This is a genomic window from Streptomyces sp. NPDC054975, assembly GCF_053609105.1.
On sequence record NZ_JBSGWV010000022.1, the window covers coordinates 12,632 to 36,864 of the forward strand.

Genomic DNA, 24,233 nt, shown 5'->3' on the forward strand with positions numbered 1-24,233 from the left:
CACCCTAGCCGACCACCCTTGCGTCTCCCCCGATCTGGGGCAGACTGCGGCAAATGAGCGCCGTTGCCTGGATCGCCATGGGTTCACTGACCGCCTGGGGGTGGCTGCTGCTGGGCCAGGGGTTCTTCTGGCGTACCGATCAACGTCTGCCGGTCGGCCACGCGCGCGTGGAGCCGGAGACGTGGCCGCGGGTCGCCGTCGTCGTGCCGGCACGGGACGAGGCCGAGGTGCTGCCGCTGAGCCTGCCGTCGCTGCTCGTCCAGGACTATCCGGGTGAGGCGGAGGTCCTGCTCGTGGACGACGGCAGTACGGACGGCACCGGGAAGCTGGCCGCCGAGCTGGCCGCGCGGTACGGCGGGCTGCCGCTGACGGTGACGTCGCCCGGGGAGCCCGAGCCGGGCTGGACGGGCAAGCTGTGGGCCCTCCGGCACGGCATCGCCCTGGCACGCGCGCGTGGCCTGGAAGGCGACGGCGGCGAGTGGTGGGGAACGGCTGCCCCGGGCGTCGGACACCGCGACGGGAACGCCCCGGGCTTCGGCTCCCACGGCACAAGCGACCTCGACGCCCCGCACCGCGACGGGAACGCCCCGGGCTTCGGCTCCCGCGGCACAAGCGACCCCGAAGCCGGGCGCCCCGCCGCGCCCGTCGACGCGCCTCGCGCCGCCCCCGGCGACGGGGCCCGCGCCGCGCACGCCCCCGGAACCGCGTCCCTTGGGCCCGAGTTCCTGCTCCTGACCGACGCCGACATCGCGCACGAGCCCGACAGCCTGCGGTTGCTCGTGGCCGCCGCGGTCGGGAACCAGCTGGACCTGGTGTCCCAGATGGCGCGCCTGCGGGTGGCGAGCGGCTGGGAGCGGCTGGTGGTGCCCGCCTTCGTCTACTTCTTCGCCCAGCTCTATCCCTTCCGCTGGATCAACCGGCGCCGCCGCCCCCGGGCGACCGCCGCCGCCGGCGGCTGCGTGCTCCTGCGGACCGTGATGGTCGACCGGGCGCGCGTGCCGGAGTCGATCCGGCAGGCCGTGATCGACGACGTGTCGCTCGCCCGGGCGGTGCGGCGGGCCGGCGGGCGGATCTGGCTGGGCCTCGCCGACCGTGTGGACTCCGTCCGCCCGTATCCGCACCTCGCCGATCTGTGGCGGATGGTCTCGCGCAGCGCGTACGCCCAGCTCCGGCACAACCCGCTCATCCTGGCCGGGACGGTCGCCGGACTCGCCGTCGTCTACCTGGCTCCGCCGGTGGCCCTGGCGGCCGGGCTGTTCGGCGGGGACGCGGTGGCAGGCTGGGCGGGCGGGTTCGCCTGGGCGGTGATGGTGGGGACGTACCTCCCGATGCTCCGCTACTACCGGCAGCCCCTCTGGCTCGCGCCCACTCTCCCCTTCACCGCGCTGCTCTACCTCCTCATGACGGTGGACTCGGCCGTGCAGCACTATCGGGGCCGCGGCGCCGCCTGGAAGGGGCGGACCTATGCCCGCCCGGACAACGGAGCCGAGGGCCGCGCCGACACCCGTACCCGACCGGAGGCGGCGCCCGACCGGTGACTCACCTGGTGCGGAGCCCAGTTGAGGCCTGGCCCTGTGCCTCGTCGGCGGTCTGCCGCATGGAGATCCCGGTTCCCGTTCGGCGCATGTGAGATGCACGCCGGACCGGGTACGCGCAGCATGAGCGAGAAGCCCAAGTTCCCATGGAGAAAGGCCACCGCCATGCCCCGAGGAAGCAGCTCCAAGCGCGAACGGCAGTACGAGCACATCAAGGAGTCCGGCAAGGATCGCGGTATGTCCGAAGGCCGTGCGAAGGAGATGGCCTCCCGCACGGTGAACAAGGAACGCGCGCGTTCCGGCGAGACCAAGTCGGCCAGCCGCAGCTCCACCCAGGGCAAGTCCGCCTCCCAGCGCGGCGGGGAGAAGTCCCGCGGCGGGGGCAGCTCGTCCGAGCGCACCAAGGACGACCTCTACCAGGAGGCGAGGAAGCGCGGCATCGAAGGCCGCTCCACCATGACGAAGCAGCAGCTCAAGAACGCGCTCGGCCACTGACCGTGCGCACCCCGGACGCCGTCGAGGCCGTACGTCCGATCCGTTCCCCCGCGCCCCGGCCACCGGTCGGCGCCCAGACAGCCGACAACTGCCTGGGCGCCGACCGTACGAACAGGCCCGGACCGGCGCGTCGACAGCTGACGGCCCCCGGGTCCTTTTTCCGTCCCGTCCTCACCTGAGGCTCGCGCCCTGGGCGCGGAGTTCTCGCTGGACCTCGCCGGGCGCGACGTCACGGAGCGGAGTGCCGTGGGTCGAGGCGAGCGCCGCGCAGACGCCGGCCGCTTGTCCCGTCGCCATCGAGATGGGCATGACGCGGTACGAGGAGTGGGCGACGTGGTCGCCCGAGATGCAGCGGCCGGCGACCAGGATCCTCTCCACGTCGCGCGGCAGAAGGCACCGCAGGGGGATGTCGTACGACATGCCGCGGGGCAGCCGCTTGAGCGTGGTCCCGCGGCCGCTCGGGTTGTGGATGTCCACGGGGTACGCGCCTCGCGCGATGGCGTCGTCGAACGTGCGCGCGCTGAGTACGTCGTCGCCGGTGAGCTGGTACTCGCCCACGATCCGGCGCGACTCCCGGACACCGACCTGCACCCCGCTCTGGACGACGTACGAGTCGGCGAACCCCGGCACGCGGCTGCGCAGGAACCGGGCGATCTGCCCCATCTGGCGGTGAGCGACGAACTCGGCGCGGGTGAGGTCCCACACGCTGGAGCCGATCGCCTCGGTGACGCGGGTGGAGTTGACCGCCACCTCGCCCTCGTTGGGTGTCGCGAAGAAGAGCATGTCCTCACGCGGCAGGTCCAGTTCGCCCGCGTCGGTGGCGGCGCGGACGAGGTCCCAGAGACCGTGCACGCCCTTCCACTGGTCGGGGTTGGCCCGGGCGTACGACGCGAACGCCTCGTGGTCGAAGCGGACCATGCGGAACATCAGGGTCATCGGCTGTGTCCAGCCGTCCTCGGGGCGCCCGATGTCGTAGGCGGCTCCGGCGGCCGCGGCGACGTCACCGTCTCCGGTGCAGTCGACGATCACGTCGGCGTCGATGACCACCGGGCCGGACTTGGTCTCGAACACCGCCCGAACGCGGTCCGGCAGGGGCAGGACCGCGGAGGCGAAGGCGTGCAGGAGGGTGCGGACCTCATGGGTCTCCAGCAGCTCGTACAGCACCAGCTTGAACAGCTCGGCGTCGAAGGGGACCGTGTAACCGGTCTCGACGGTCGGCGGGGTCGCCGCTCCGGCGCGCACCAGGTGGTCGAGGAGCATCCACAGGACGCCACCGACGACCGGTTCGCCTTCGCCGTGGTCGGGCGGCAGCAGACGCCCGGCGTCTCCGCCGACGGCCTGCTTCATCTCGTTGTGGAAGCTCATCAGGGGCATGACGAGCGCGGCGGTGGCGTTGCCCCCGAGGAAGCCGTACCGCTCGACGAGGGTGACCTGGGCGCCCGCGTTGGCCGCGCCGATGGCCGCGCCGATGCCGGCAGGCCCGCCGCCGACGACCAGGACCTGGGTGGAGCCCGCGTGCAGAGCGTCGCGTGGCGGAAGCTGCACGGTCCGTGGGACGCGCGGCGGGATCAAGTAGGACACGGCATCTCCTCGAAGGCGCGGCCGCCCAGGCTCAGCCGACCGGCGCCACGTAGGCGGGCGTGGTGGAAGGTGCGGTGGCGGGGGTGGGTGTGGCGGGGGCCGGCGCAATGCCCTCCAGGAACGACAGGAAGCGCTCCGCGGTGACTTCCGCGCGCAGCCGCATCGCGGCGGCCCTGGCGGCCGAGTCGGCCGCGCGAGCCGCTCGCTCGTCCCACAGGCGGTCGACCTCCGCGAGCAGGAGTCCCGCGTTCTCCCTGACGACACCGCGCAGGGCGGGGACGCCCATCTGCTGGGCGAAGTCGAAGACCTTGCCCGCGTAGGGCAACGGGAGGAGAGGAATCCCGGCGAGGGCCGCGAAGATCAGGAAGTGCAGTCTCATGCCGATGGCCAGGTCGAGCTGGGTGACGATGTCGAGCACCTGCTGCGGGCGGTGCACGCCGCGTAGGACCGTGCACCTCCCGGCCTCGGACATCTGGGACGCCACGGCGTGGGCGTGCCGGACGTCGTCGCGTTCCATGGGGACGAAGACGACGTGGGCGTCGAGCCGGTTGACGAGGAAGTTGCCCACCTGCGCGAGGAGCTGGTGGTAGCCCTCCTCGTCCAGGTGCTCGGCGGCCCGGCCCGGTTCCCGCACGCTCATCCCGATCAGCCGTACGCCCTCGGGGACCGCCTCGGCGCGCAGGAGGGCGCTCCCGCCTTCTCCTGGGCTCAGGAGGAGCGCCGGGTCGGCGGTGACGGTGATGGGCCGGTCCAGGCCGGCTTCTTCCAGGACGAGTTTGGACTCCTCGTCGCGTACGGTCACCTCGGCCGCCTCGGAGAGCGTGGCGCGCACCCAGTGGCAGTCGGTCTCGTCGGTGAGGGGGCCGGCGCCGACGGCGTACGTGAAGACAGGGATGCCACGGTCCTGCGCCGCGCGTACGAGACGGAGGTATCGGCGTGCCTCGGTGTCGTAGAGGATTCCGCCGCCGCCGAGGACGAGGGCGCTGAGCCCTTCGAGGTGCTGGACCGTGCGCTCCCTGCTGACGCCTTCCCAGCCCACCACCTGCACGTCCGGGTGAACGTTCCGGCTGTGGGCGGGGTCCCGTGAGAACACCCTGAAGGCGGCGTCCGGGCGCCCTGCCCGCAGCCGTTCGAGCATGGCGGTGAGGATCGCCTCGTCGCCCACGTTCCGCCCGCCGTAGGACCCCAACACTCCTACGGTGACCACGCGTCCGTCATCCATGACCACCTCCCGTGGTGACCACCGCGAAGCCGCGGGGACTCGCCGTTCCTAGGTCCGGGTAGCCCGGGCCGGGTTCGCCCCCGGCCGGGCGCCTCCGACTCGGCGTGCCTCCAGCTTGCACCCCGAGCGCCGAATCGGCAGCGTCAGACGGAGAGGGCTTCGACGAGCTCGCCCACCTGGGGGTCCGGCAGGGCTCGGGCGACATCCGCCTGGGCGACGATGCCGACGAGGACGTGGCCGTCGATCACCGGCAGGCGGCGTATCTTGTGCCGGCTCATCGTCGTGAGGATCTCTTCGGCCGGGTCGTCCGCGCCGATGGTGACGACCTTGCCCTGGGCCAGCTCCCCGGCCTTGACCTTGGCGGGGTCCTTGCCGGCACCGAGCACCTTCACGACGATGTCGCGGTCGGTGAGCATGCCCTTGAGCCGTTCGTCCGCACCGCAGATCGGCAGGGCTCCGACGCCGAGCTCGGTCATCTTCTTCGCCGCGTCCAGGGCGGTCTCCTTGGCGCCGACGCAGGTGGCGTCGGGGGTCATGATCTCGCGCGCCGTCACGGTGGCCTTCTCCCCGGCCTTCTCCGCGCCGGTCAGGTCGGACGTGGTCGTCGACGCCTTGTCCGCGGGGGTGGGGGTGCCCGCCGGTCCGGCGAGGACGCCGCCGTCGCGCCGCAGGACGGCATATCCGACCCCTATGCCGATGGCTACGGGCCATTCGAGGACTTCCGCGGCTCCCAGAGCGCCGAGACCCAGATAGAGCGGAAGTCCCTTCTTGGCGGGCAGGACCTTCCGCGCGACGGCGATGGGAAGCATGACGGCGTTCAGCGCGCCGTCGGCCACCCCGCCGAGCGAGGGCATGGTCAGCGTGACCGAGCGCTGATCCGGCTCATGAGATGCGGACGTCGTACTGCCGTGGGTGCGGGATGTGGAGGTCACGAGTATCGCCTCGTCTGTTCGGGTGAGGAACGAGTAGGAGGTCTTATCAATAGGTCTATCCCATATCGCCGCTTTCATGGGCGTGGATGAGACTGCCTCTAAGTTCGTCCGCCGCATGATCGATCTGACCGAGGAGGCGTGCTTCGTGTCAGAGTCAGGGCCCGGGCCAGGATCCCAGGAGCAGGCCTCGTTCCTCGGGATGCCGCCCTTCGTACGTTCGATCGTCACCGGGGCCGTCTCCCACGCGGCGTCCGGCGCCCGGGCGGTCTGGAGCACCGCGGAGACTCTCGTGGCCGGACCTGGTCGCGAGGTGTCGTGGTCGTCCGGCCGCTGCTACGTCGCGGTCTCCGGCGTCCATGGCCCCCGGGGCGCGGCCGTCGCCCGACGTGTCGTACGGGCGGTGGAGGAACATCCCGGGGTGACGTGGGCGCGGGTGAACGCCCCCATGGAGCGCGTCATCATCGCCGTCGGATCGCCGGCTCCGACCGAGCGTGAACTGGTCGCCCTGGTGGAGCGGGCCGAGGGCGATCACGCGGCCGACGCGGAGGCGTTCGACGAGTGGCAGCCGGAGCCGCACCACCCGGAGGAGGGTCTGCCCTTCCCCGCGGTGCCCGCCCTGGTGGCGGACACGCTCGGCCTCGCCGTCGTCACGCTGCGGCGGCTCGCGCCGTGGTTCAGGCTGCCGTCGGAGGTCGCCGGCGGAATCGACGCCCTTCGGTACCACCCCCGGCTGCGCCACCTCGTGGAGGACGTCGGACCGGGCGAGATCGCGGACTCGCTGCTCCCGGTGGTGGGGGCGCTGGTCCAGGGTGTGGCCACCGGTGGTGGCGGTCTTGCCCTGGATGTGATGCAGCGTCTCGCCGTGTGGGGAGAGGCGAGCGCGGAACGCGGTGCGTGGCGCGAGCGCGAGGCGGCGCTCGTCCGCGGTCCGGAAGAGGCCGCGGCCGACGCGGTGACGGTCGGCCGGGAAGGGCCACCGCCGCAGGACAGTGCCGACAGGTATGCGGAGCGGTCGTTGGCGGCGGGCCTCGCCGCCGGTCTGGCCACGTGGCCTTTCGCCGGTCTCCGTAAGGCGATCGCCGTCGGTGTGGCCTCGGTGCCGAAGGCGCCGGCGGCGGGACGGGAAGGATTCGCCACCGCTCTGGGGCGCTACCTGGCCCTGCGCGGTGTGGTGACGATGGACCGCACCGCGCTGCGACGCCTGGGGCAGGTGGACACCATCGTCCTCGACGAGGAGGCCTTGCGGGGAGACCGGTACGAGCCGGTGGACCTGGAACCGCTCGAAGGCGCCGACCCCGTGGACGTCTCCGAGCGGCTCTTCTCGCTCTTCGACTCCGATGCGCCGCTGGCCGTCAACCGCGCGGGGCGGTGGGTGCTGGGCCCGTTGGAGGAGCTGGACCTGGACGGCCGAACCGGTCACAAGGCGGCGAAACGGCTGCTGAAACGCGGCAGCGAGAAGATCCTGGGGTTGGCCCGGGGGCGCCGGCTCCAGGCCGTGGCAGGACTCGGCACCCAGTCGGCTCCTGGGGCCGAGGCGGTCGCCGCGGCGGCTCGACGGGCCGGCGCACGGGTGGTGGTGGCGTCCGACCGGGAACATCCCGGCCTCGCCTTCGCCGATGCCGTCCTCCCCGCGGGCGAGGGCCTGGCGGCTTCGGTCCGCGGCCTGCAGGCCGACGGCGCGGTCGTTCTGCTGATCTCCGGCGATCGCCGCGCGCTCGGGGCCGCCGACTGCGCGATCGGCGTGCACCGCGACGAGGAACACACACCGTGGGGAGCACACGTCCTCGTCGGGGCGGATCTCGAAGCCGCGGGTCTGATCGTCGACGCCGTCGGTATCGCGGCGGTCGTGGACCGCGACAGCCACCACCTGGCGGGCGGTGGCAGTGGGATCGGCGCGGTCGCCGCTCTGCAGGGTCCTGCCGCCCGGGCGACCGCGCGCGTCCTGGCCGTGAGCAACACGGCCGGTGCCGTCGCCTTCGGCCTCGGCACCTGGCGGGCGCGGCAACTCCTGAGCCGTCCCCTCACTCCCCCGGTGACGCATGTCCCCTGGCACCTGATGCCCTCCGACCGGGTGCTGGAGCGGCTCCGGACGCGGCCGGAAGGCCTGACCAAGCAGGAGGCCACCGATCGGCTGCGCACCGGCTCCACCGGGGAGCCGGCGAAGCTGACCCTTCCGTACGCCTTCGTCGAAGAGCTCTCCAATCCCCTGACCCCCGTCCTCGCGGCCGGTGCCGCTCTCGCCGCGGCCGTGGGATCCCGGACCGACGCGGGCCTGGTCGCCGCGATCACCGGTGTCTCCGCCCTCACCGGCGGCTTCCAGCGCGTGCGGACCGACCGGGCCCTCGCCGAGCTCTTCGCCCAGTCGGCCATCGGTGCCTCCGTACGACGGGACGGCCGGGAGCGTCTGGTGACCTCCAGCGACCTCGTCCACGGTGACGTCGTCGCCCTCGGGCCCGAGGACGTCGTCCCCGCCGACTGCCGTCTGCTGGAGGCGCAAGGCCTCGAAGTGGACGAGTCGTCCCTCACCGGGGAATCCCTCGCCGTGACCAAGGACCCCGCCCCGGTCGTCGCCGCACACCTCACCGGCCGCCGCTCCATGCTGTACGAGGGCACCACCATCTCCTCCGGTCGGGGCGTCGCCGTCGTCGTGGCGACCGGGCCCGCGACGGAAGCCGGACGCAGCCTCGCCACCGCCCGCCAGGCCGCCCCCGAGACCGGGGTGGAGGCCCGGTTGTCGTCCCTGACCCGTTCCAGCATGCCCATCGCGCTGGGCTCCGCGGTCGCCGTCGCCCTGTCCGGCCTCCTGCACGGCCGTCCCCTGACGGACAATCTGGCCTCGGCGGTCAACCTGGCGGTCGCCTCCGTACCCGAGGGGCTTCCCTTCCTCGTCAACGCCGCCCAGCTCGCGGCCGCGCGGCGGCTCGCCGCGAAGGGCGCCCTCGTGCGCAACCCCCGCACCATCGAGGCCCTCGGCCGCGCCGACATCCTGTGCTTCGACAAGACCGGCACGCTCACCGAAGGCACGCTGGAGCTCACCGCCATCAGCGACGGCGGGGAAGCCGTTTCCCTCGACCGGCTCGACGCCCCGCGCAAGGACGTCCTCGCAGCCGCGCTGCGCGCCACGCCGCCCGCCCGGCAGAAGGAGCCGATGGCCCATCAGACGGACCGGGCGATCGTCGAGGGAGCGCGCCGGGCGAACGTCACCACCCGTACGGGAGCGGCTCGTTGGCGACGGACCGACGCCCTGCCCTTCGAGCCGGCCCGTGCCTACCACGCGACAGCCGGGCACAGCAGCGGTGGTGAGCTGCTCAGCGTCAAGGGGGCGCCCGAGAGCATCGTCGGCCGGTGCTCCCGGCGCCGTCAGGCGCACGGGTCGGCGGCTCTCGACGACGCGGCGCGCCAGGATCTCGCCGAGGCCGCAGAGCGTCTGGCGGCGGCCGGGCGACGCGTCCTCGCCGTGGCCGAACGCCGCATGGCGTCCGACGAGGAACTCACGGACGACGCAGTCCAGGACCTGGTCTTCCTCGGGTTCCTGACCCTCGCCGATCCCGTACGGGAGAGCGCCGCGCCGGCGACCGCCCGGCTGCGCGAGGCGGGCGTCCACACCGTCATGCTCACCGGCGACCACCCGGCCACCGCCGACGCCATCGCCTCCACGATCAGCGACGACACCACGGAACCCCGCGTCTCCACCGGTCCCGAGATCGACGAGATGGACGACGACACCCTGGACGAGCGGCTGCCGACGATCGACGTCATCGCCCGCTGCAGCCCCAGCCACAAGGTCCGGATCGTCCAGGCCTACCAGCGCATCGGGCGGGTCGTCGCCATGACCGGTGACGGGGCCAACGACGCCCCCGCCATCAGGCTCGCCGACGTCGGGATCGCGCTGGGGCGCCGCGGCACCCCCGCCGCGACGGCGGCCGCGGATCTGGTGGTCACCGACGACCGGCTGGAGACCATCGTGTCCGCGCTCATGGAGGGGCGGGCCATGTGGACGTCGGTCCGCGCGGCGCTCGCGATCCTCATCGGCGGCAACCTCGGTGAGGTCACCTTCAGCGTGCTCGTATCCATGATCACGGGGAGTACGCCGCTGAACGCGCGGCAGATCATGCTCGTCAACCTCCTCACCGACCTTGCCCCTTCGCTCGCCATCGCGGTCCGCGAACCGTCCGGGCAGACCGGCGAACGCCTCCTCGCGGAGGGCCCCCACCGCTCGCTGGGTACCGCTCTCACCGAAGAGATGCTGCTCCGGGGCGTGATCACCGCTCTCGGCGCCGGTCTGGCCTGGACGGCGGCCCGCGTCACCGGCCGCGGCCGGCGCGCGTCCACGGTCGCCCTCGCCGCCGTCGTGGGCACCCAGCTCGTCCAGACCCTGACGACCGGCGGCCCCGACCGCAACGTCCTCGTCGCCGGGCTCGGCTCCGCCGCGATCCTCGCCGCCATCATCCAACTGCCCGGCGTCAGCCAGTTCTTCGGGTGCACGCCCCTGGGACCGGTGGCCTGGGCCATCACCATCGGCGCGATCGCCGCGGCCACGCTCCTCGGCCGTTTCTTCGGCCCCTGGTTCACCTCCCGGCTCGCAGCGGCCGTCGAGAGCTGACCACCGCCCCGATCCAAGGCCCCGTACGGCGTCCCCGCTCCCCTACGGCTGCCCGGCGAGGTGCTCCTCGGCCGCGAGAACGGCCTCGTGGGTGCTCGGCAGCCCCATCAGCACGCACAACGTGTACGCGGCGTCATCCATGGCCCGCAGGGCCGCCGGGTCGCCGGGCGAGGCCGCCAGACGAGCCTGGCAGCCCCTCAGCCGGGTCAGCACTTCCTCGGTCCGGGCCAGGCTGGGCGAGAGCCCGCGCCGCCGGTCGGTCGGTGTGGACGCCCGGGCGGCCTCGACCGCGTGGCGAAGGGCCCGCTCGACGCGGGCAGTGACGGGCGCACCTGCGGCACGAGCGACCATCGCCGCGGCCACGTCCTCCACGCCGAGACGGGCGAGGTCGGCGGCCACGGCCAGAATCCGCTTCGCGTCGCGGGCGGAGCAGGGAGTCGTGGCCATCAGCATTCCCTCCGCCCGCGCCGTCGCCCGGGGGACGAGCAGCGGCCCGCCGTCACGGAAGGGAATCGCGGGAACGGCCGGGGGCCGGCGTTCATCTGTCGGCATGAGCGATCCCTTCGATGCGCGGCGCGGACGCGGGGTACGCACACGAAAGGTATGCCCACCTCGCCGACCACGCACGCGACGCGCTGACCGGGGGGTTTTCCTTGGGTGCCGCCGACCGACCCGATGCGCGGTGGCCGTCCACGACGCGTCCGTATGGTCCCATCGGGCCATCCGGCGGCGTGTCGCGTCGTCGTCCCGGACGATCGTCCCACGCCGTCGTCATGCTCGCCTCATGCGACGCATCCGCGCGGTCCTCCTGCTGAGTACCGTCCTGCTCTCCCTGCCGGGGTGTGCGGGGCCCGGGGCGAGGGAGGCGGCCGCCGAAGCGGCGGCCGTCGCCTTCACGCAGGCCCTGCGCACCCCCGACGACGGCCGGGCCTGCGCGGCACTGGCGCCGAACACGCGCGAAGCGCTGGAACAGGAGGGACCCTGCCCGGCCGCACTTGCCGCTTTGCGGCTCGACGTGCCCTCGGCCCCGCCGGTGACGACGGACGTCTACGGCTCTCAGGCGAGGGTGGTGTTCGGCGAGGGGAACACCTACCTCGCCGCCTTTCCCGACGGCTGGAAGGTCAGGGCGGCGGGCTGCGTCGAGCGGCCGGAACAGCCCGACAGCTGCGAGCTGAAGGCCGACTGAGATGCGCGTGATGTTCGTGCTGTGCTTCGTGGTGATCTTCGGTGGCCTCGCCCATGCCTTCGCGGTGGGGCTGCTGCAACGGTAGGGGTGGCATGCGGTATCTGCGTGACAACGGGTTGACCATCGCGTTCGGTCTCGCGTTTCTGCTCGTCCTCGCGGCGCAGGCGGTCGCCGGCTGCGCGGAGCTCAACACCCTGCTGAAGTCCGAGGGCATGCCCTCGATGGCCATCGGTGACTACGTGCTGACGTCGGACTACATGGTCGACGTCACCGAGAACTGGCAGTCGGAGTTCCTGCAGTTCTTCCTGTTCATCTTCGGCACGGTGTGGCTGGTCCAGCGGGGGTCACCCGAGTCCAAGAAGCTCGACATGATCGGGACCGAGTCGGACGAGGACCAGAAGGTCGGTCGTTACGCGACCCCGGAGTCGCCCCGCTCCGCCTCGGCGGGCGGCCTGCGCCAGTCGCTGTACTCGCGGTCCCTCGGACTGGTCATGTTCGCCATCTTCGTCCTGTCGTGGTCGGCGCAGTCCGTGACCGGGGTGGTGACGTACAACGAGGAGCAGCTCAGGGAACTCCAGGCGCCGGTCACCTGGGGGACGTACGTGATGTCCGCCGAGTTCTGGAACCGTACCCTCCAGAACTGGCAGTCCGAGTTGCTCGCCGTCGCCTCCATGGTGATCCTGTCGGTCTACCTCCGTCAGCGCGGCTCCCCGGAGTCGAAGCCGGTCGGCTCCTCGCACGCGGCCACGGGCGTCGAAGGCTGACGAGGACGCCCCGCGCTCACGTTCGCGCGCCATTCGCCGGGCAGGACATGCGCGGCCGGGCCCGGCCTCCTGCCACGACGGGCAACTCCCGAGGCGTACTTGGCCGTCAACGGGCAGGAGCTGCCCCGGCGGCGGGACTGATGTTCGTGCGACCTTTCCGCGCCCCTTCCGACGGGCGCGGCGAAAGGGAGCCCGAAATCCTCGGGCAACCCCCTGCGTATTTTCTGAATAGCCTCCGAATGGCTGCTGTCGGAGGAGGCGTCGTACGGTCCTGGCGCTCCGCGTCGCAGACCTCTGCCCTGCCGATGACAACCCGGGCGTCGCCCTTTGTAGTGCGTCCGCCACTTCTCGTTAGCGCGGCGGCCACCGCCCACCGGAAATCCCCTGTTGTTAACGGCGCCTTTATCAATGTTTCGGCAGGTCAGGCGGGCAAAACCAGCGTAAAACGGATGACCCGAAGATAGGGACTCCCCAACCAGCACATCGTGGGCTTAACTTATGGCCATGACCTCCCCCCGCTCCACCTACGGAGGCGGTTACTACACCGCGCCGTCGTTCCCCGACACCCCCATCTACGACTCCCTGGTCGCGGAGCGGGGCACGCCTCAGATCGCCCCGATCCGAGTGCCTTCCGCGTACGACACCGGCAACAGCTACCTGCCGGCGCTGCCCGCGGCTCTGCCCGCCCTCCCGGCGGCACCCAGCCCCGCCCCCTCCTACGGCGGCGGTTCGTACGGCTATCCGCAGCCCGCGCAGCAGATGGCCCCCGTGCCGCTGCAGCACGCTCCGGCGCCGTACATCCCGCAGCAGCCCACCGCGCCGCGTGGCTACCCGGGGGTCCAGCAGCCGCAGCAGCGTCCGGTGGCCACCGGATACGAGGCGATGCGCCCGGCGGCCGCGAGGCCCGCCCCGGCCCCCGCGCAGTACCAGGATCCCTACAACCGCCCGTACCAGGGCCAGGGATACTGACAGGAACGAACGCGGAGCGACTGGCAGGATGACGGCATGCCGAACCCTCGTCTGCGCTCCGTCCATGTCCACCCGGTGAAGGCGCTGCGCGGACACGCTCTCGCCGAAGCGGAGGTCCAGCCATGGGGACTGGCTGGTGACCGCCGTTGGGCCGTGGTGGACGCATCGGGCAAGGTCGTGACCCAACGCCGTCATCCACGGATGGCGTTGGCCACGGCCGAACCGCTGCCGGGCGGCGGCATCAGACTGTCCGCCGCCGGCCACCCCTCGCTGCCGGTCGAGGAACCGCGGCCGTCGTCCACGATCCGGGTGGAGGTCTTCGACACCCCGGTGGAGGCGGTCCCGGCGGGCCCGGCGGCCGACGCGTGGTTGAGCGCTTACCTGGGGACGGAGTCCCGACTCGTCCATATGGACGATCCGGCACGTCGGCGACCCGTCGATCCGCAGTTCGCGCTTCCGGGCGAGACCGTGAGTTTCGCCGACGGCTACCCGCTCCTGGTCACCTCCGCCTCCTCCCTCGACGCCCTCAACGCGCTGATCGCCCAAGGCGACCACGCCGACGAGGGCCCGCTGCCGATGAACCGGTTCCGGCCGAACGTGGTCGTCGAAGGGACCGCGCCCTGGGCCGAGGACGGCTGGACCCGGCTCACCATCGGCGAGGTGACGTTCCGCGTCGCCAGGGCCTGCGGCCGCTGCGTGGTCACCACGACCGACCAGTTCACGGCCGCGCGCGGCAAGGAGCCGCTGCGCACCCTCGCCCGGCACCGCAAGCACGGCACCCGGCTGATCTTCGGCCAGAACCTGGTTCCGGAGCACCCCGGCACGATCCGGGTCGGCGACGAGGTCAAGATCCTCGACTGACGCGGGCGATCCGCGATCGCGTCACACTTCCCGTCCCGACAGGCGGGGAACCCGCCCCCGGGGCAGACTCGTTGGGAGAACCACGGACGACGAGGGGGTGTGGGCACGTGCGCGCAGCCACCGGAGTCTGGCGCTGGCGGCACAATCCCCTGCGCCGGACCACGGACCTGATCGAGGCGTGGGTCGCCCTCACGGCGGTCGTCCTGCTCGCGCTCGCCGTCCCCGCGGCCGGCTGGATCGCGGGAGCCGCGACCGATGCCTCCCTCCAGCGCGCCGTCCGGGCGCAGCACCTGCAGAAGCTGCCCACGACGGCCCGGGTGATCCGGCTCTCCGACGCCCCCGCCCCCGGCCTGCAGAGCCCCGAGTCCACCGGCGAACAGCCGGCCCGCCGTGCCGTCGTCGCGCGCTGGGCGGCCCCCGACGGCACGACCCGTACGGGCACGGTGGCCACCCGCCGGGAGCTCTCCGATCCAGGCGACACCTTCACGCTGTGGACCGACCGCGGCGGGCGCCCGGTGTCGCCGCCGATGCGGCCGGAGACCGCCCACGCGCACGCGATCGTGATCGGCTTCCTCGCGGCGACCCTGGCGGGGCTCTTCGTGGAGTCCGTCAGGAGACTGGTCGTACGCCGTCTCGTACACGGGCGGTACCGGCGTCTCGACCGCGCGTGGGCCAAGGCCGGTCCCGACTGGGGCCGCACGGGCGCGGGCAGCTGACCCGTCAACCCGGCACCCTCGCGCGCGCTACGGTGGGGCATCGGATCAGCAGCGACGCATGAGGCGGGGGCAGAGCACACCCATGGCACAGGGCACGGTCCAGGTGACGCACACCGGCACTTCGCGGTGGCGGCGCCGCACGGGTGAGTACGCCTCCCTCGCCGCGGCTCTGGAGGCCGCCGGGGACGGCGACGTCCTCACCGTCGCGCCCGGCACCTACCGGGAGAACCTCGTCATCCAACGCGCCGTCACCCTGCGGGGACCCGAAGGCGGGATCGGCTCGGTCCGGATCGCGCCCGTCGACGGCGTCCCGCTGACCGTACGGGCGTCGGCGACCGTTCAGGACCTGCACGTGGAGGGGCAGGACTCCGCCGCGCCCGCCCTGCTCGTCGAGGACGGCACCCCCGAGCTGCTCGATCTGCGGATCGTGACGCGCTCGGCCGCCGGCCTGGAGGTGCGCGGCGCGGCCCGCCCCACGGTCCGGCGCTGCACGGTCGACAACCCGGCGGGCGTCGGCATCGCGGTACTCGACGGCGCGGGCGGGGTGTTCGAGGAGTGCGAGATCGTTGCGGCGGGCCAGTCCGGGGTCTCGGTGCGCGGCGGCGCGCATCCGCGTCTGGAACGCTGCCGGGTCCACCACGCCTCCGGCGCGGGGATCAGCGTCACCGGTGAGGGCAGCGGCCTGGAGGGCATCGGCTGCGAGGTGTACGAGATCAAGGGCGCCGGTCTGCAGATCGCGGCCCGCGCGACCGTGCATCTGACGGACTCCTCCGTCCACCGCACCTCGGCCGACGGCATCACGCTCGACACGGACGCGGTCCTCACGCTCTCCGACTGCGACATCCACGACATCCCGGAGAACGCGGTCGACCTGCGTTCCCGTTCGGTGCTGACGCTCACCCGCTCGACCGTGCGCCGCTTCGGCCGCAACGGGCTCTCGGTGTGGGACCCGGGCACCCGCGTGGACGCCAACCAGTGCGAGATCCACGACAGTACGGGCGACTACCCGGCGGTCTGGATCAGCGACGGGGCGACCGCCGTCCTCGACGCGTGCCGGGTGCACGACGTGCCGGACGCGCTGTTCGTGCTCGACCGGGGCTCGCGCGTGGACGTCGTCGACAGCGATCTGTCCCAGGTGCGGAACACGGCGGTGTCGGTGAGCGACGGGGCGACCGCGCAGCTCGACGACTGCCGGATCCGGGAGGCGTCCACCGGCGCCTGGTTCCGCGACCACGGCAGTGGCGGCACGCTCGGCGGGTGCACGATCGACGCCGTGCAGACCGGGGTGATCGTCACCAAGGGCGCCGACCCGACGATCGAGCGGTGCACGGTCACCTCGCCCGCCGAGGCCGGGTTCTACGTCTCGGCGGAGGGGCGGGGCTCCTTCCACGGCTGCCGGGTGACCGGCAGCGGCGGCTACGGCTTCCACGTGATGGACGGCTGCCGCACCAGCCTGCGCAAGTGCCGTACGGAGCGGTGCGCGCGCGGCGGGTACGAGTTGCCGGAGGACGGGCCGGTCGCGGAGGACTGCACGAGCGACGAGAGCGGGACGCGCGGTGCGGCGGGTGCCGACGCGGGGACGGTCCTGACGGCGACGGCGACGGCGGGCCTGCTCGGTGCGGTGCCCTCGCCCCGTCCCCTCGCCGCTCCCGCGCCCGCTCCGGAGCCCGTGCCCGAAGCCGTGGTGACGGCCCGCTCCTCGCAGGACGTCCTCGGTGAACTGGACGGGCTCGTGGGCCTGGAGAGCGTCAAGCACGAGGTGCGGACGCTCACCAACATGATCGAGGTCGGCCGCAGGCGGCAGGAGGCCGGCCTCAAGGCGGCCTCGGTCCGCCGCCATCTGGTCTTCACCGGGAACCCAGGCACGGGCAAGACGACGGTGGCCCGGCTGTACGGCGAGATCCTCGCGTCCCTCGGAGTCCTGGAGCGCGGCCACCTGGTCGAGGTCTCCCGGGTCGACCTGGTCGGCGAGCACATCGGCTCGACGGCGATCCGTACGCAGGAGGCGTTCGACCGGGCGCGCGGCGGGGTGCTGTTCGTCGACGAGGCGTACGCGCTGTCGCCGGAGGACTCGGGACGCGACTTCGGGCGGGAGGCGATCGACACGCTGGTGAAGCTGATGGAGGACCACCGGGACGCGGTGGTGGTGATCGTCGCCGGTTACACGCACGAGATGGAGCGGTTCCTGACGGTCAACCCCGGTGTGGCGTCCCGTTTCTCACGCACCATCAGCTTCAGCGACTACGTGCCGGACGAGCTGGTGCGGATCGTGGAGCAGCAGGCGGACGAGCACGAGTACCGGCTGGCCGAGGGTACGCACGAGGCGCTGCGGAAGTACTTCACGGAGCTGCCCAAGGGCCCGGCGTTCGGCAACGGCCGTACGGCCCGGCAGACCTTCGAGTCGATGGTGGAGCGGCACGCCGGCCGGGTCGCCGTGCTCGCCGACGCGAGCACGGACGACCTGACGCTGCTCTATCCGGAGGACCTGCCCGAACTTCCCTGACTCGTAGGGCTCTCAGCACCGGCGTCGACGTCCGCACCGGCGTCGCGCGGGCGGGGCAGGGCGGGAGGCAACCGGTCGAGAAGGACGGCTCTTTCCGCGGCGAACGCCGGGTCGGCCTGGTAGTCGGAGTGGCCCAGGATCGGTTCGGGCAGCGGGTGTTCGGGGGTACGGCCGTAGGCGACCGGGTCGAGCAGCGCGGCGCGGTCCACGGCCGGCTTGGCGCCGGTGGCCGGTACCCGGACAGGCCCGCCTATCGGGTCCGTCGGTCGGTAGAGGTTGCTCCAGCAGTGGACCGTGCCGTGGAGGGCGCGCAGGGGCCCGGGGCCGAAGTAGGCCGGGAACCAGCGCCCGTAGAGTCGCTCCAGCGGGGACCCGTACGTCAGCAGCGCGACACGGCCGCGCGTAACGGGCGGCAGCTGCCAGACGGCGGCCGCGGCGAGCACGCTGCCCTGGGAGTGGCCGGAGATGACGAGCCGGCCGCCCGTGTGCCGGGTCCAGGAGCTCATGCGCCAGGTGAGGTCGGGTACGGCCCGCTCGGCGTAACAGGGCGGCGCGAAGGGGTGTGCGGCGCGCGGCCAGAACGTGCCGACGTCCCAGAGGATGCCGATCGTACGGCGGGCGGAGGCGTCCTTGTAGGCGCGGCGGCCCCATGTGACGAAGAGCAGGAAGCCGAAGCCGATCATCCAGGATCCGAGGGCCTGGGCGGTCTCGGCGGCGGAGGCGATCACCGGGTGGGCGCCGTCGAAGGCGCGGCCGGGGACGTTGCCGCTGGCCCACGCGCCGGCCACGGAACCGGCGCCGAGCAGCAGAGTGGCGCCGGAGACGGTACCCACGAGCGCGGGGGCGGCGTCGGTGAGGGATGCCGTGGCGCGGGCGGCGGCGATCCGTCCGGTACGGACCGGATCCGGGTCGTCCGTACCGTAGTCGGCCTCCACGACGGGTCCGAGGCGGCGGGCGGTGCGGGCGGTCCGTAGGACGAGGACGACGGCCGGGCCGAGCAGCATGAGGAGCAGGACCGGGATGACGGACGCCTGCCAGCTGAGCAGCACGGGCGGGGCTATGGCCGAGCCCGCGTCCATGCCGGGCGTCCCGGGCCCGTCGAGCCAGTCGGCGACGCGTTGGGCGACACCGCCGGACATCACACCGCCCAGCGCGCAGGCGAGCATCGCCACGGCGGGGCCGCCGAGGCCGTGGAGCGCGGTGCGGGCATCGCGGCCCGGGCGGTGGAGGAGGAGCGCGACCACGCCGAGGGCGACGACGAGCGCGCCCTGGCTGACCGTCAGGACGCCGAAGGTCGCGTTGCCGGGGAGCGTACCGGCGGAGCGCCAGTCGGGGCGGGACCAGCCGGTGTGCACGACGGCGAGGGCGAGGAGGATCAGGGAGGTGGCGGGCAGCCAGGAGACGAGAGCCCGTTCGAGGCGCAGGTCGAGGCGCTTCTCGCTGCGGCCCCGGCGGCAGACGACCCAGACGACGACGGCGCCGAGAACGACGTAGGCCGACTGGAGCGACCGGGCGAGGACGTCGAGCAGGGCGCTCGCGGCCTCCCGGTCGTGGCGGGCGGCGGCTCCGGTGAGGGCGGCGGCCACCGTCAGGAACCCGGCGGCGGTGTGCGCGGCGCGCAGCCGGGCGACGAGCCGCCGGCCGTACCAGAACCCCGGGCGCCCGAGGGCGGGGCGGACCTCGGCGGCGGAGACGGCCGGTGCGTGGGGGGCGCCGGGGGCCGGTTCGTCGGTCGCTTCGTCGCTCTCTTCGTCCGTCTCTTCGTCGGTCGCCTCGTCCAGTGCCCCGTCGGTCGGTTGCGCGGGCAGGCTCTGTGCCGGGTCCTCCGGGGCGTTCTCGTCGTAGCCGGTGGGTGGGCGTTGGGCCTCGTACGCGCTCCACGTCCGGTTGGAGAGGTACCAGAGCAGGCCGACCAGCGCCGCCGGGACCACACCGGCGAGCGCGAGCCGGCGGCCCGGCTGGGACCACCAGCCCTCGCGATCGGCCGCCAGGAAGCCGAGCCAGGAACGATCCTCCACGCAGACGGTCGAGCCGGCGCACTGCCAGGCCGTCAGGTCGAGCGCGACCTCGCAGGCGGCGGCGGTCAGCAGCACGGTGAGGGTGAGGGCCACCAACCGCACCAGCGTCCCGTACAGCCGGACCAGTCGCGGGTGCCCCTTGGCCGGGGGGCGCATCCAGTGGGCGAGGTTGGCCACCATGAACGGCAGGAGCAGGAGCCACAGGGCGCGGGCGCCGTTGCCTGAGGTGAGGTTGGACCAGACGTACGCCTCCGGAACCGGCCGTTCGGCGTAGCGCCCAGGGTGGCCCTCCGCGTCCGCGTCGTCGGCGCGCCGGTGCATGGCGGCGGTGGTGTCGCCGGTGATCCGTACCGTGCGGGGATCGTCCAGCATGTCCTGCGGGGTGGCTCCGCCGACGCCGTGGACGAGGAGTTCGAGCGCCGCGCCGCCGCTCTTGCGGGCGCGAGAGGCAGGGGCCACTTCGATGTCTCGCTCTCTGGGTGGGAGGATTCGACGGCAGGCAATCAGGATCGCGGAAGACCGTGCGCCGGTGCAGGGGCTCTCACGGAATCCGCCCTCCATCCCCCAGTTCCCTTCGGAAGGACCGGCACCGGTGGTGAGCGACCATCAGAATCTCCTCGCGGAGCAGCGGCGCGCCCTCATTCTGGACGAGGTGCGACGGCGCGGCGGTGTACGGGTCAATGAGCTGACGCGACGGCTCAACGTCTCGGACATGACGATCCGCCGGGACCTGGACGTGCTGGCGCGCCAAGGTGCCGTCGCGAAGGTGCACGGCGGTGCCGTACCGGTGGCCGAGACGAGTTCGCACGAGCCGGGTTTCGAGGCCAAGTCCGCGCTCGAACTGGGCGCGAAGGAGGCGATCGCCCGGACGGCGGCGCGGATGGTGGCGCCGGGGTCGGCGATCGCGCTGTCGGGCGGTACGACGACGTTCGCGCTGGCCGGGCATCTCCTGGACGTACCGGATCTGACGGTGGTGACCAACTCGGTGCGGGTCGCCGATGTCTTCCACACCGCCCAGCAGGCCGGTGCGGGGCGCGAGGGGCGGCCGGGGGCGGCGGCCACGGTGGTGCTGACGGGCGGGGTGCGGACGCCGTCGGACGCGCTGGTGGGGCCGGTGGCCGACCAGGCGATCCGTTCGCTCCACTTCGACGTGCTGTTCCTCGGGGTGCACGGGATCTCCGTGGAGGCGGGGCTCTCGACGCCGAATCTGGCCGAGGCGGAGACGAACCGGCGGCTGATGCGTTCGGCCCGGCGCGTGGTGGTGGTCGCGGACCACACCAAGTGGGGGACGGTGGGGCTCGGTTCGTTCGGGCGGCTCGACGAGGTGGACACCGTGGTGACGGACGCCGGCCTGTCCCCGCAGACCCGCGAGGAGATGGCGGAACACCTGCCGGGCCTGGTGGTGGCGGGCGAGGAGGAGTGAGCCTCTTCCGCGTCGAGCGCCGTTCGGGGCTGCCCGTCGAGGAGGTGTGGCGGCGGCTCACCGACTTCACCGCGCACGGCCGCCTGGTGCCGCTCACCCGGTCCCGGATGCTCTCGCCCGGGCCGACGCGGGTGGGCACCCGGTTCGTGGCCCGTACGGGGATCGGACGGTTCGCCGTCGACGACCCCATGGAGGTCGTGGTCTGGGAGCCGCCCGCACCGGGACGACCGGGGCGGTGCCGGCTGGAGAAGCGCGGGCGCGTGGTGCTCGGGCACGCCGAGATCGAGGTGTACGCGGATCAGGGCGGCGGCGCCCGTGCGGTGTGGGTGGAGGAGCTGCGGGTGCGCGGAGTGCCGGGCGTGTTCGATCCCGTACTGGCCCTGGCCGGACGGAGGTTGTTCGGCCGGGCGATGGACGGACTGCTGCTGGGCAACTGACGGTTCGTCAGTTAGAGTGGGCGGCCCTCGGATCCGTACCTCGGGAGGGACGGCACCATGGCACGCCGACTCAGGCTCGTGGAGCTCGACTTCACCGACTCCGCGCCCGTACGGCTGGTGTTCACGGCCCAGTTGGCGGCTCCGCCGTCCGCCGTGTTCCGCTCGCTCGCGGTGGAACTGGGCTCCATGCCCGCCTGGTTCACCGCGGTCACCTCGGCGACCCCGACCGGCGACGGCGCGGGGCGCACGGTCCGGCTGCGCGGTGGGGTCGTGTTCCAGGAGACGATCCTCGCCCACGACCCCGACACCCGCTACGCGTACCGCATCGACGAGACCAACGCGCCGGGGATAGGCGCCATGGTCGAGGACTGGGCCCTCTCCCCCGCCGGGCAGGGGACCCGGGTCCGCTGGACGATGGCGGTCGACGGCGGCGCCCCGTGCCTGTTCGCGATGCGGCTGGCCCGCCCGGGCGTGGGAAAGTCGTTCCGCGACGCCATGCGCCGGCTCGACCGGCGGCTCACTCCGGCCAGACACCCGTCGCCAGGAAGCGGTCGATAGCGGCGGCGTAGGGCGCGATGTCGAGCCCCTGCTCCGCCAGCCAGGCGTCGGAGTAGTACTTGTCCAGGTAGCGGTCGCCCGGGTCGCAGATCAGGGTCACGACGCTGCCCGTACGGCCCTGCTCGACCATCTCGGCGACGATCTTCAGCGCGCTCCACAGCCCCGTACCGGTCGAGCCGCCCGCCTTGCGGCCGATCGCGCCCTCCAGGGCGCGGACGGCGGCCACGCTCGCGGCGTCCGGGACCTTCATCATCCGGTCGATGGCGCCGGGCACGAAGCTGGGCTCCATACGGGGGCGGCCGATGCCCTCGATGCGCGAACCGCAGTCGGCCGTCGCGTCCGGGTCGTTGTTCGTCCAGCCGTCGAAGAAGCAGGAGTTCTCGGGATCGGCGACGCAGATGCGGGTGTCGTGCTGCATGTAGTGGACGTAGCGGGCGATCGTCGCGGACGTGCCGCCGGTGCCGGCCGTGGCGACGATCCACGCGGGCTCGGGGTAGCGCTCCAACTTCAGCTGCTGGTACATCGATTCGGCGATGTTGTTGTTGCCACGCCAGTCGGTGGCCCGCTCGGCGTAGGTGAACTGGTCCATGTAGTGCCCGCCGGTCCGCTCGGCGAGGGCCGCGGACTCCTCGTACATCGTGCGGGAGTCGTCGACGAAGTGGCACTGCCCGCCGTGGAACTCGATCAGCCGGCACTTCTCGGCGCTCGTGGTGCGGGGCATCACGGCGATGAAGGGCACGCCGATCAGCTTGGCGAAGTACGCCTCGGAGACGGCCGTCGAGCCGCTGGACGCCTCGATCACCGGCTTGCCGGGGCGGATCCAGCCGTTGCACAGGCCGTAGAGGAAGAGGGAGCGGGCGAGGCGGTGCTTGAGGCTGCCGGTGGGGTGGGTCGACTCGTCCTTGAGGTAGAGGTCGATCCCCCAGGACTCGGGGAGCGGGAAGCGCAGCAGGTGGGTGTCGGCCGAACGGTTGGCGTCGGCCTGCACCTTACGGACGGCCTCCTTCAGCCAGGCCCTGTACGCCGGGTCGCTCCGGTCGACGTCGGCGGTCGCGACCGCGGCTCGCGCCGTGTTCTCCGTGGTACTCATGCGTCCTTCTCCTCATCCGGCCCAGCGAGTCCCCCACTGCCGACGATAACTCCCTCACCTGCACAAACATTCGCTTTGGGGGTCCATAGGAGTCCCTTGGGCGCGACCGCGCGCGCCCTCGCGACAAGGGCCTCTGGTGCGGTCGCGGCGCATTCGGCACACTGGACGGGACAATCGGCGCCAAGGGGGCGGAGCACGATGACGGAGCCGCAGTTCACGGCCAGGGGCGTACGGATCGAGCGCTGGCCGCGTTCGTTGACGCGGGCGGGCGAGGTCCGCATCGAGGACGGCCGGCTGTCCCTCCTGACGAGTTACGGCAGCGAGATCGACAGCGCCCCGGTGACCTCGGTCCGGGCCGGACGGCCCTGGTTCGCGAAGCCGGACGAGACGGTGGCGACGGTGAACGGGACGCGCTATCGGCTGACCATGGACGGGCCCGCGCGCGGCCCGAAGGACCGGGCGTCCGGGCCCGGGGGCTTCCTGGAGGCCTTGAAGCGGGCGACCAGGGACCGCGGGCAGGACTCGCCGTCCTGAGGGGACGCGCGTAACGCCATGGCCCGTGCGGCCGGTCGCCGCGAGTTGCGGGCCGGTCACCATTGGTTCACGCTGGAACCACCTCACCGAGGGTTTACCGGCGGTGACGCTGTGCTTCAGCCCACCGCCCTGCCGTACCGCACCACAGATCCGAATCTTCGTCTTCTTCCGGACCTCAACTTCGGGGAGTCGCAGCCGTGATCAGCGAGCCAAGCAGGCACTGCACGGTGGAGCTCCAGGCCCTACCGTCGCGGATCGGCCAGGTCCGCAGAATCGTTTCTGCGCATCTGCGCTACTGGAATCTCGACGCATTGATCGACCATGCGGCGCTCGGCGTCACCGAGCTGCTGACCAATGTTCACCGGCACGCACAGCCGGACAAGACGTGCACCGTCAGGATCGAGCTGCTGCTCGATCGTCTCACCGTCTCGGTCCACGACCGCGACCCGCGGATACCGAACATCGGCGGCCTGTCGGGGTGCAGGCTCCCCGACGACCTCGACGAGTTCGCCACCTCGGGCCGCGGTCTCGCCATCATCGAGGCCGTCAGCGAAAGCTGGGGCATCCGCCCGCACGACGAGGGGAAGGTCATCTGGTTCACCCTCCCCGCACCGACGCCCGCGGTGACCGTCCCCTCGCGCGCACACGCCGTGTACGGCGCGACCACGGACGGCCCCTTCGCCGGCCACACCCGCTTCCACGGCGCCCACGGCACGAGCCTGGAGGGCGTGCCGTTCGGCACGCCCAAGGAGCCGGCCCACGCTCCGGCGGTCGCCCGCTCGGCCCTGGCGGGCTGAGCGGGCTCC

At 72.7% G+C, this 24,233-nt stretch carries 20 protein-coding genes; 14 read left to right on the plus strand and 6 right to left on the minus strand.

Features of this window, described 5'->3' with window-relative positions; translation table 11 throughout:
* Nucleotides 1–53: 53 nt before the first annotated feature.
* Nucleotides 54–1,538, plus strand: coding sequence for a glycosyltransferase (locus ACWF79_RS20345; protein WP_453729502.1), 1,485 nt, complete (start codon nt 54–56; stop codon nt 1,536–1,538).
* 162 nt (nt 1,539–1,700) lie between these two features.
* Entirely contained in the window at nt 1,701–2,030 is a 330-nt protein-coding gene (locus tag ACWF79_RS20350) for a plasmid stabilization protein (protein ID WP_453729503.1), read from the plus strand.
* Nucleotides 2,031–2,201: 171 nt separating this feature from the next.
* On the opposite strand, the gene ACWF79_RS20355 is transcribed toward ACWF79_RS20350, so the two are convergent.
* The 3 genes from ACWF79_RS20355 to ACWF79_RS20365 all read right to left on the minus strand — a co-directional run bounded on the left by ACWF79_RS20355 (nt 2,202) and on the right by ACWF79_RS20365 (nt 5,369).
* On the minus strand, nt 2,202–3,611 hold the full coding sequence (locus ACWF79_RS20355) for an FAD-dependent oxidoreductase (protein WP_453729504.1): 1,410 nt from the start codon (nt 3,609–3,611) through the stop codon (nt 2,202–2,204).
* A 31-nt stretch (nt 3,612–3,642) separates the two neighbouring features.
* Nucleotides 3,643–4,833 (minus strand): polysaccharide pyruvyl transferase family protein, encoded by a 1,191-nt coding sequence (locus ACWF79_RS20360; RefSeq protein WP_453729505.1) that lies wholly within the window; start codon nt 4,831–4,833, stop codon nt 3,643–3,645.
* Between the two features lie 143 nt (nt 4,834–4,976).
* On the minus strand, nt 4,977–5,369 hold the full coding sequence (locus ACWF79_RS20365) for a CBS domain-containing protein (RefSeq protein ID WP_453729585.1): 393 nt from the start codon (nt 5,367–5,369) through the stop codon (nt 4,977–4,979).
* Between the two features lie 541 nt (nt 5,370–5,910).
* Between ACWF79_RS20365 and ACWF79_RS20370 the strand changes: the two genes are divergently transcribed.
* On the plus strand, nt 5,911–10,368 hold the full coding sequence (locus ACWF79_RS20370; protein ID WP_453729506.1) for an HAD-IC family P-type ATPase: 4,458 nt from the start codon (nt 5,911–5,913) through the stop codon (nt 10,366–10,368).
* 42 nt (nt 10,369–10,410) lie between these two features.
* Here ACWF79_RS20370 and ACWF79_RS20375 read toward each other — a convergent pair whose 3' ends face one another.
* Nucleotides 10,411–10,920: a DUF5133 domain-containing protein gene (locus ACWF79_RS20375; protein ID WP_453729507.1), complete on the minus strand. Its 510-nt coding sequence runs from the start codon at nt 10,918–10,920 to the stop codon at nt 10,411–10,413.
* A 232-nt stretch (nt 10,921–11,152) separates the two neighbouring features.
* On the opposite strand from ACWF79_RS20375, the gene ACWF79_RS20380 reads away from it, so the two are divergent.
* From ACWF79_RS20380 to ACWF79_RS20405, 6 genes are all read left to right on the plus strand, one after another.
* The gene (locus ACWF79_RS20380; protein ID WP_453729508.1) at nt 11,153–11,554 is read left to right on the plus strand and encodes a hypothetical protein; all 402 of its coding nucleotides are present in this window, start codon (nt 11,153–11,155) and stop codon (nt 11,552–11,554) included.
* 92 nt (nt 11,555–11,646) lie between these two features.
* Nucleotides 11,647–12,318 carry a DUF6766 family protein gene (locus ACWF79_RS20385; RefSeq protein ID WP_453729509.1) on the plus strand — a complete coding sequence of 224 codons (672 nt, stop codon included), beginning with the start codon at nt 11,647–11,649 and terminating at the stop codon, nt 12,316–12,318.
* A 504-nt stretch (nt 12,319–12,822) separates the two neighbouring features.
* Nucleotides 12,823–13,287, plus strand: a complete 465-nt coding sequence (locus ACWF79_RS20390; protein WP_453729510.1) for a DUF6643 family protein — start codon at nt 12,823–12,825, stop codon at nt 13,285–13,287.
* 36 nt (nt 13,288–13,323) lie between these two features.
* A complete protein-coding gene (locus ACWF79_RS20395) occupies nt 13,324–14,148 on the plus strand; it encodes an MOSC domain-containing protein (protein ID WP_453729511.1) in 825 nt (274 codons plus the stop codon).
* A gap of 107 nt (nt 14,149–14,255) precedes the next feature.
* The gene (locus ACWF79_RS20400) at nt 14,256–14,864 is read left to right on the plus strand and encodes an Rv1733c family protein (protein ID WP_453729512.1); all 609 of its coding nucleotides are present in this window, start codon (nt 14,256–14,258) and stop codon (nt 14,862–14,864) included.
* A gap of 82 nt (nt 14,865–14,946) precedes the next feature.
* On the plus strand, nt 14,947–17,367 hold the full coding sequence (locus tag ACWF79_RS20405; protein ID WP_453729513.1) for a right-handed parallel beta-helix repeat-containing protein: 2,421 nt from the start codon (nt 14,947–14,949) through the stop codon (nt 17,365–17,367).
* Here the strand turns inward: ACWF79_RS20405 and ACWF79_RS20410 are convergent.
* On the minus strand, nt 17,337–19,844 hold the full coding sequence (locus ACWF79_RS20410; protein ID WP_453729514.1) for a hypothetical protein: 2,508 nt from the start codon (nt 19,842–19,844) through the stop codon (nt 17,337–17,339). The two genes, ACWF79_RS20405 and ACWF79_RS20410, sit on opposite strands and share 31 nt — an antisense overlap.
* A 136-nt stretch (nt 19,845–19,980) precedes the next feature.
* Here ACWF79_RS20410 and ACWF79_RS20415 point away from each other — a divergent pair, with 136 nt between their 5' ends.
* From ACWF79_RS20415 to ACWF79_RS20425, 3 genes are read left to right on the plus strand one after another with little or no spacing between them, the layout of a single operon-like run.
* Nucleotides 19,981–20,808 carry a DeoR/GlpR family DNA-binding transcription regulator gene (locus tag ACWF79_RS20415; RefSeq protein ID WP_453729515.1) on the plus strand — a complete coding sequence of 276 codons (828 nt, stop codon included), beginning with the start codon at nt 19,981–19,983 and terminating at the stop codon, nt 20,806–20,808.
* Entirely contained in the window at nt 20,805–21,245 is a 441-nt protein-coding gene (locus tag ACWF79_RS20420; RefSeq protein ID WP_453729516.1) for an SRPBCC family protein, read from the plus strand. The genes ACWF79_RS20415 and ACWF79_RS20420 overlap by 4 nt, the downstream gene beginning before the upstream one ends.
* Before the next feature lie 57 nt (nt 21,246–21,302).
* Complete coding sequence (locus tag ACWF79_RS20425) at nt 21,303–21,803, plus strand: SRPBCC family protein (RefSeq protein WP_453729517.1); 501 nt, start codon at nt 21,303–21,305, stop codon at nt 21,801–21,803.
* On the opposite strand, the gene ACWF79_RS20430 is transcribed toward ACWF79_RS20425, so the two are convergent.
* Nucleotides 21,763–22,893, minus strand: coding sequence for a PLP-dependent cysteine synthase family protein (locus ACWF79_RS20430; protein WP_453729518.1), 1,131 nt, complete (start codon nt 22,891–22,893; stop codon nt 21,763–21,765). The genes ACWF79_RS20425 and ACWF79_RS20430 overlap by 41 nt on opposite strands.
* Before the next feature lie 198 nt (nt 22,894–23,091).
* Between ACWF79_RS20430 and ACWF79_RS20435 the strand changes: the two genes are divergently transcribed.
* Together ACWF79_RS20435 and ACWF79_RS20440 are read left to right on the plus strand one after the other, a co-directional pair.
* Nucleotides 23,092–23,427 (plus strand): hypothetical protein, encoded by a 336-nt coding sequence (locus tag ACWF79_RS20435; protein WP_453729519.1) that lies wholly within the window; start codon nt 23,092–23,094, stop codon nt 23,425–23,427.
* A gap of 197 nt (nt 23,428–23,624) precedes the next feature.
* The gene (locus tag ACWF79_RS20440) at nt 23,625–24,224 is read left to right on the plus strand and encodes an ATP-binding protein (RefSeq protein WP_453729520.1); all 600 of its coding nucleotides are present in this window, start codon (nt 23,625–23,627) and stop codon (nt 24,222–24,224) included.
* The last annotated feature ends 9 nt before the right edge of the window (nt 24,225–24,233 follow it).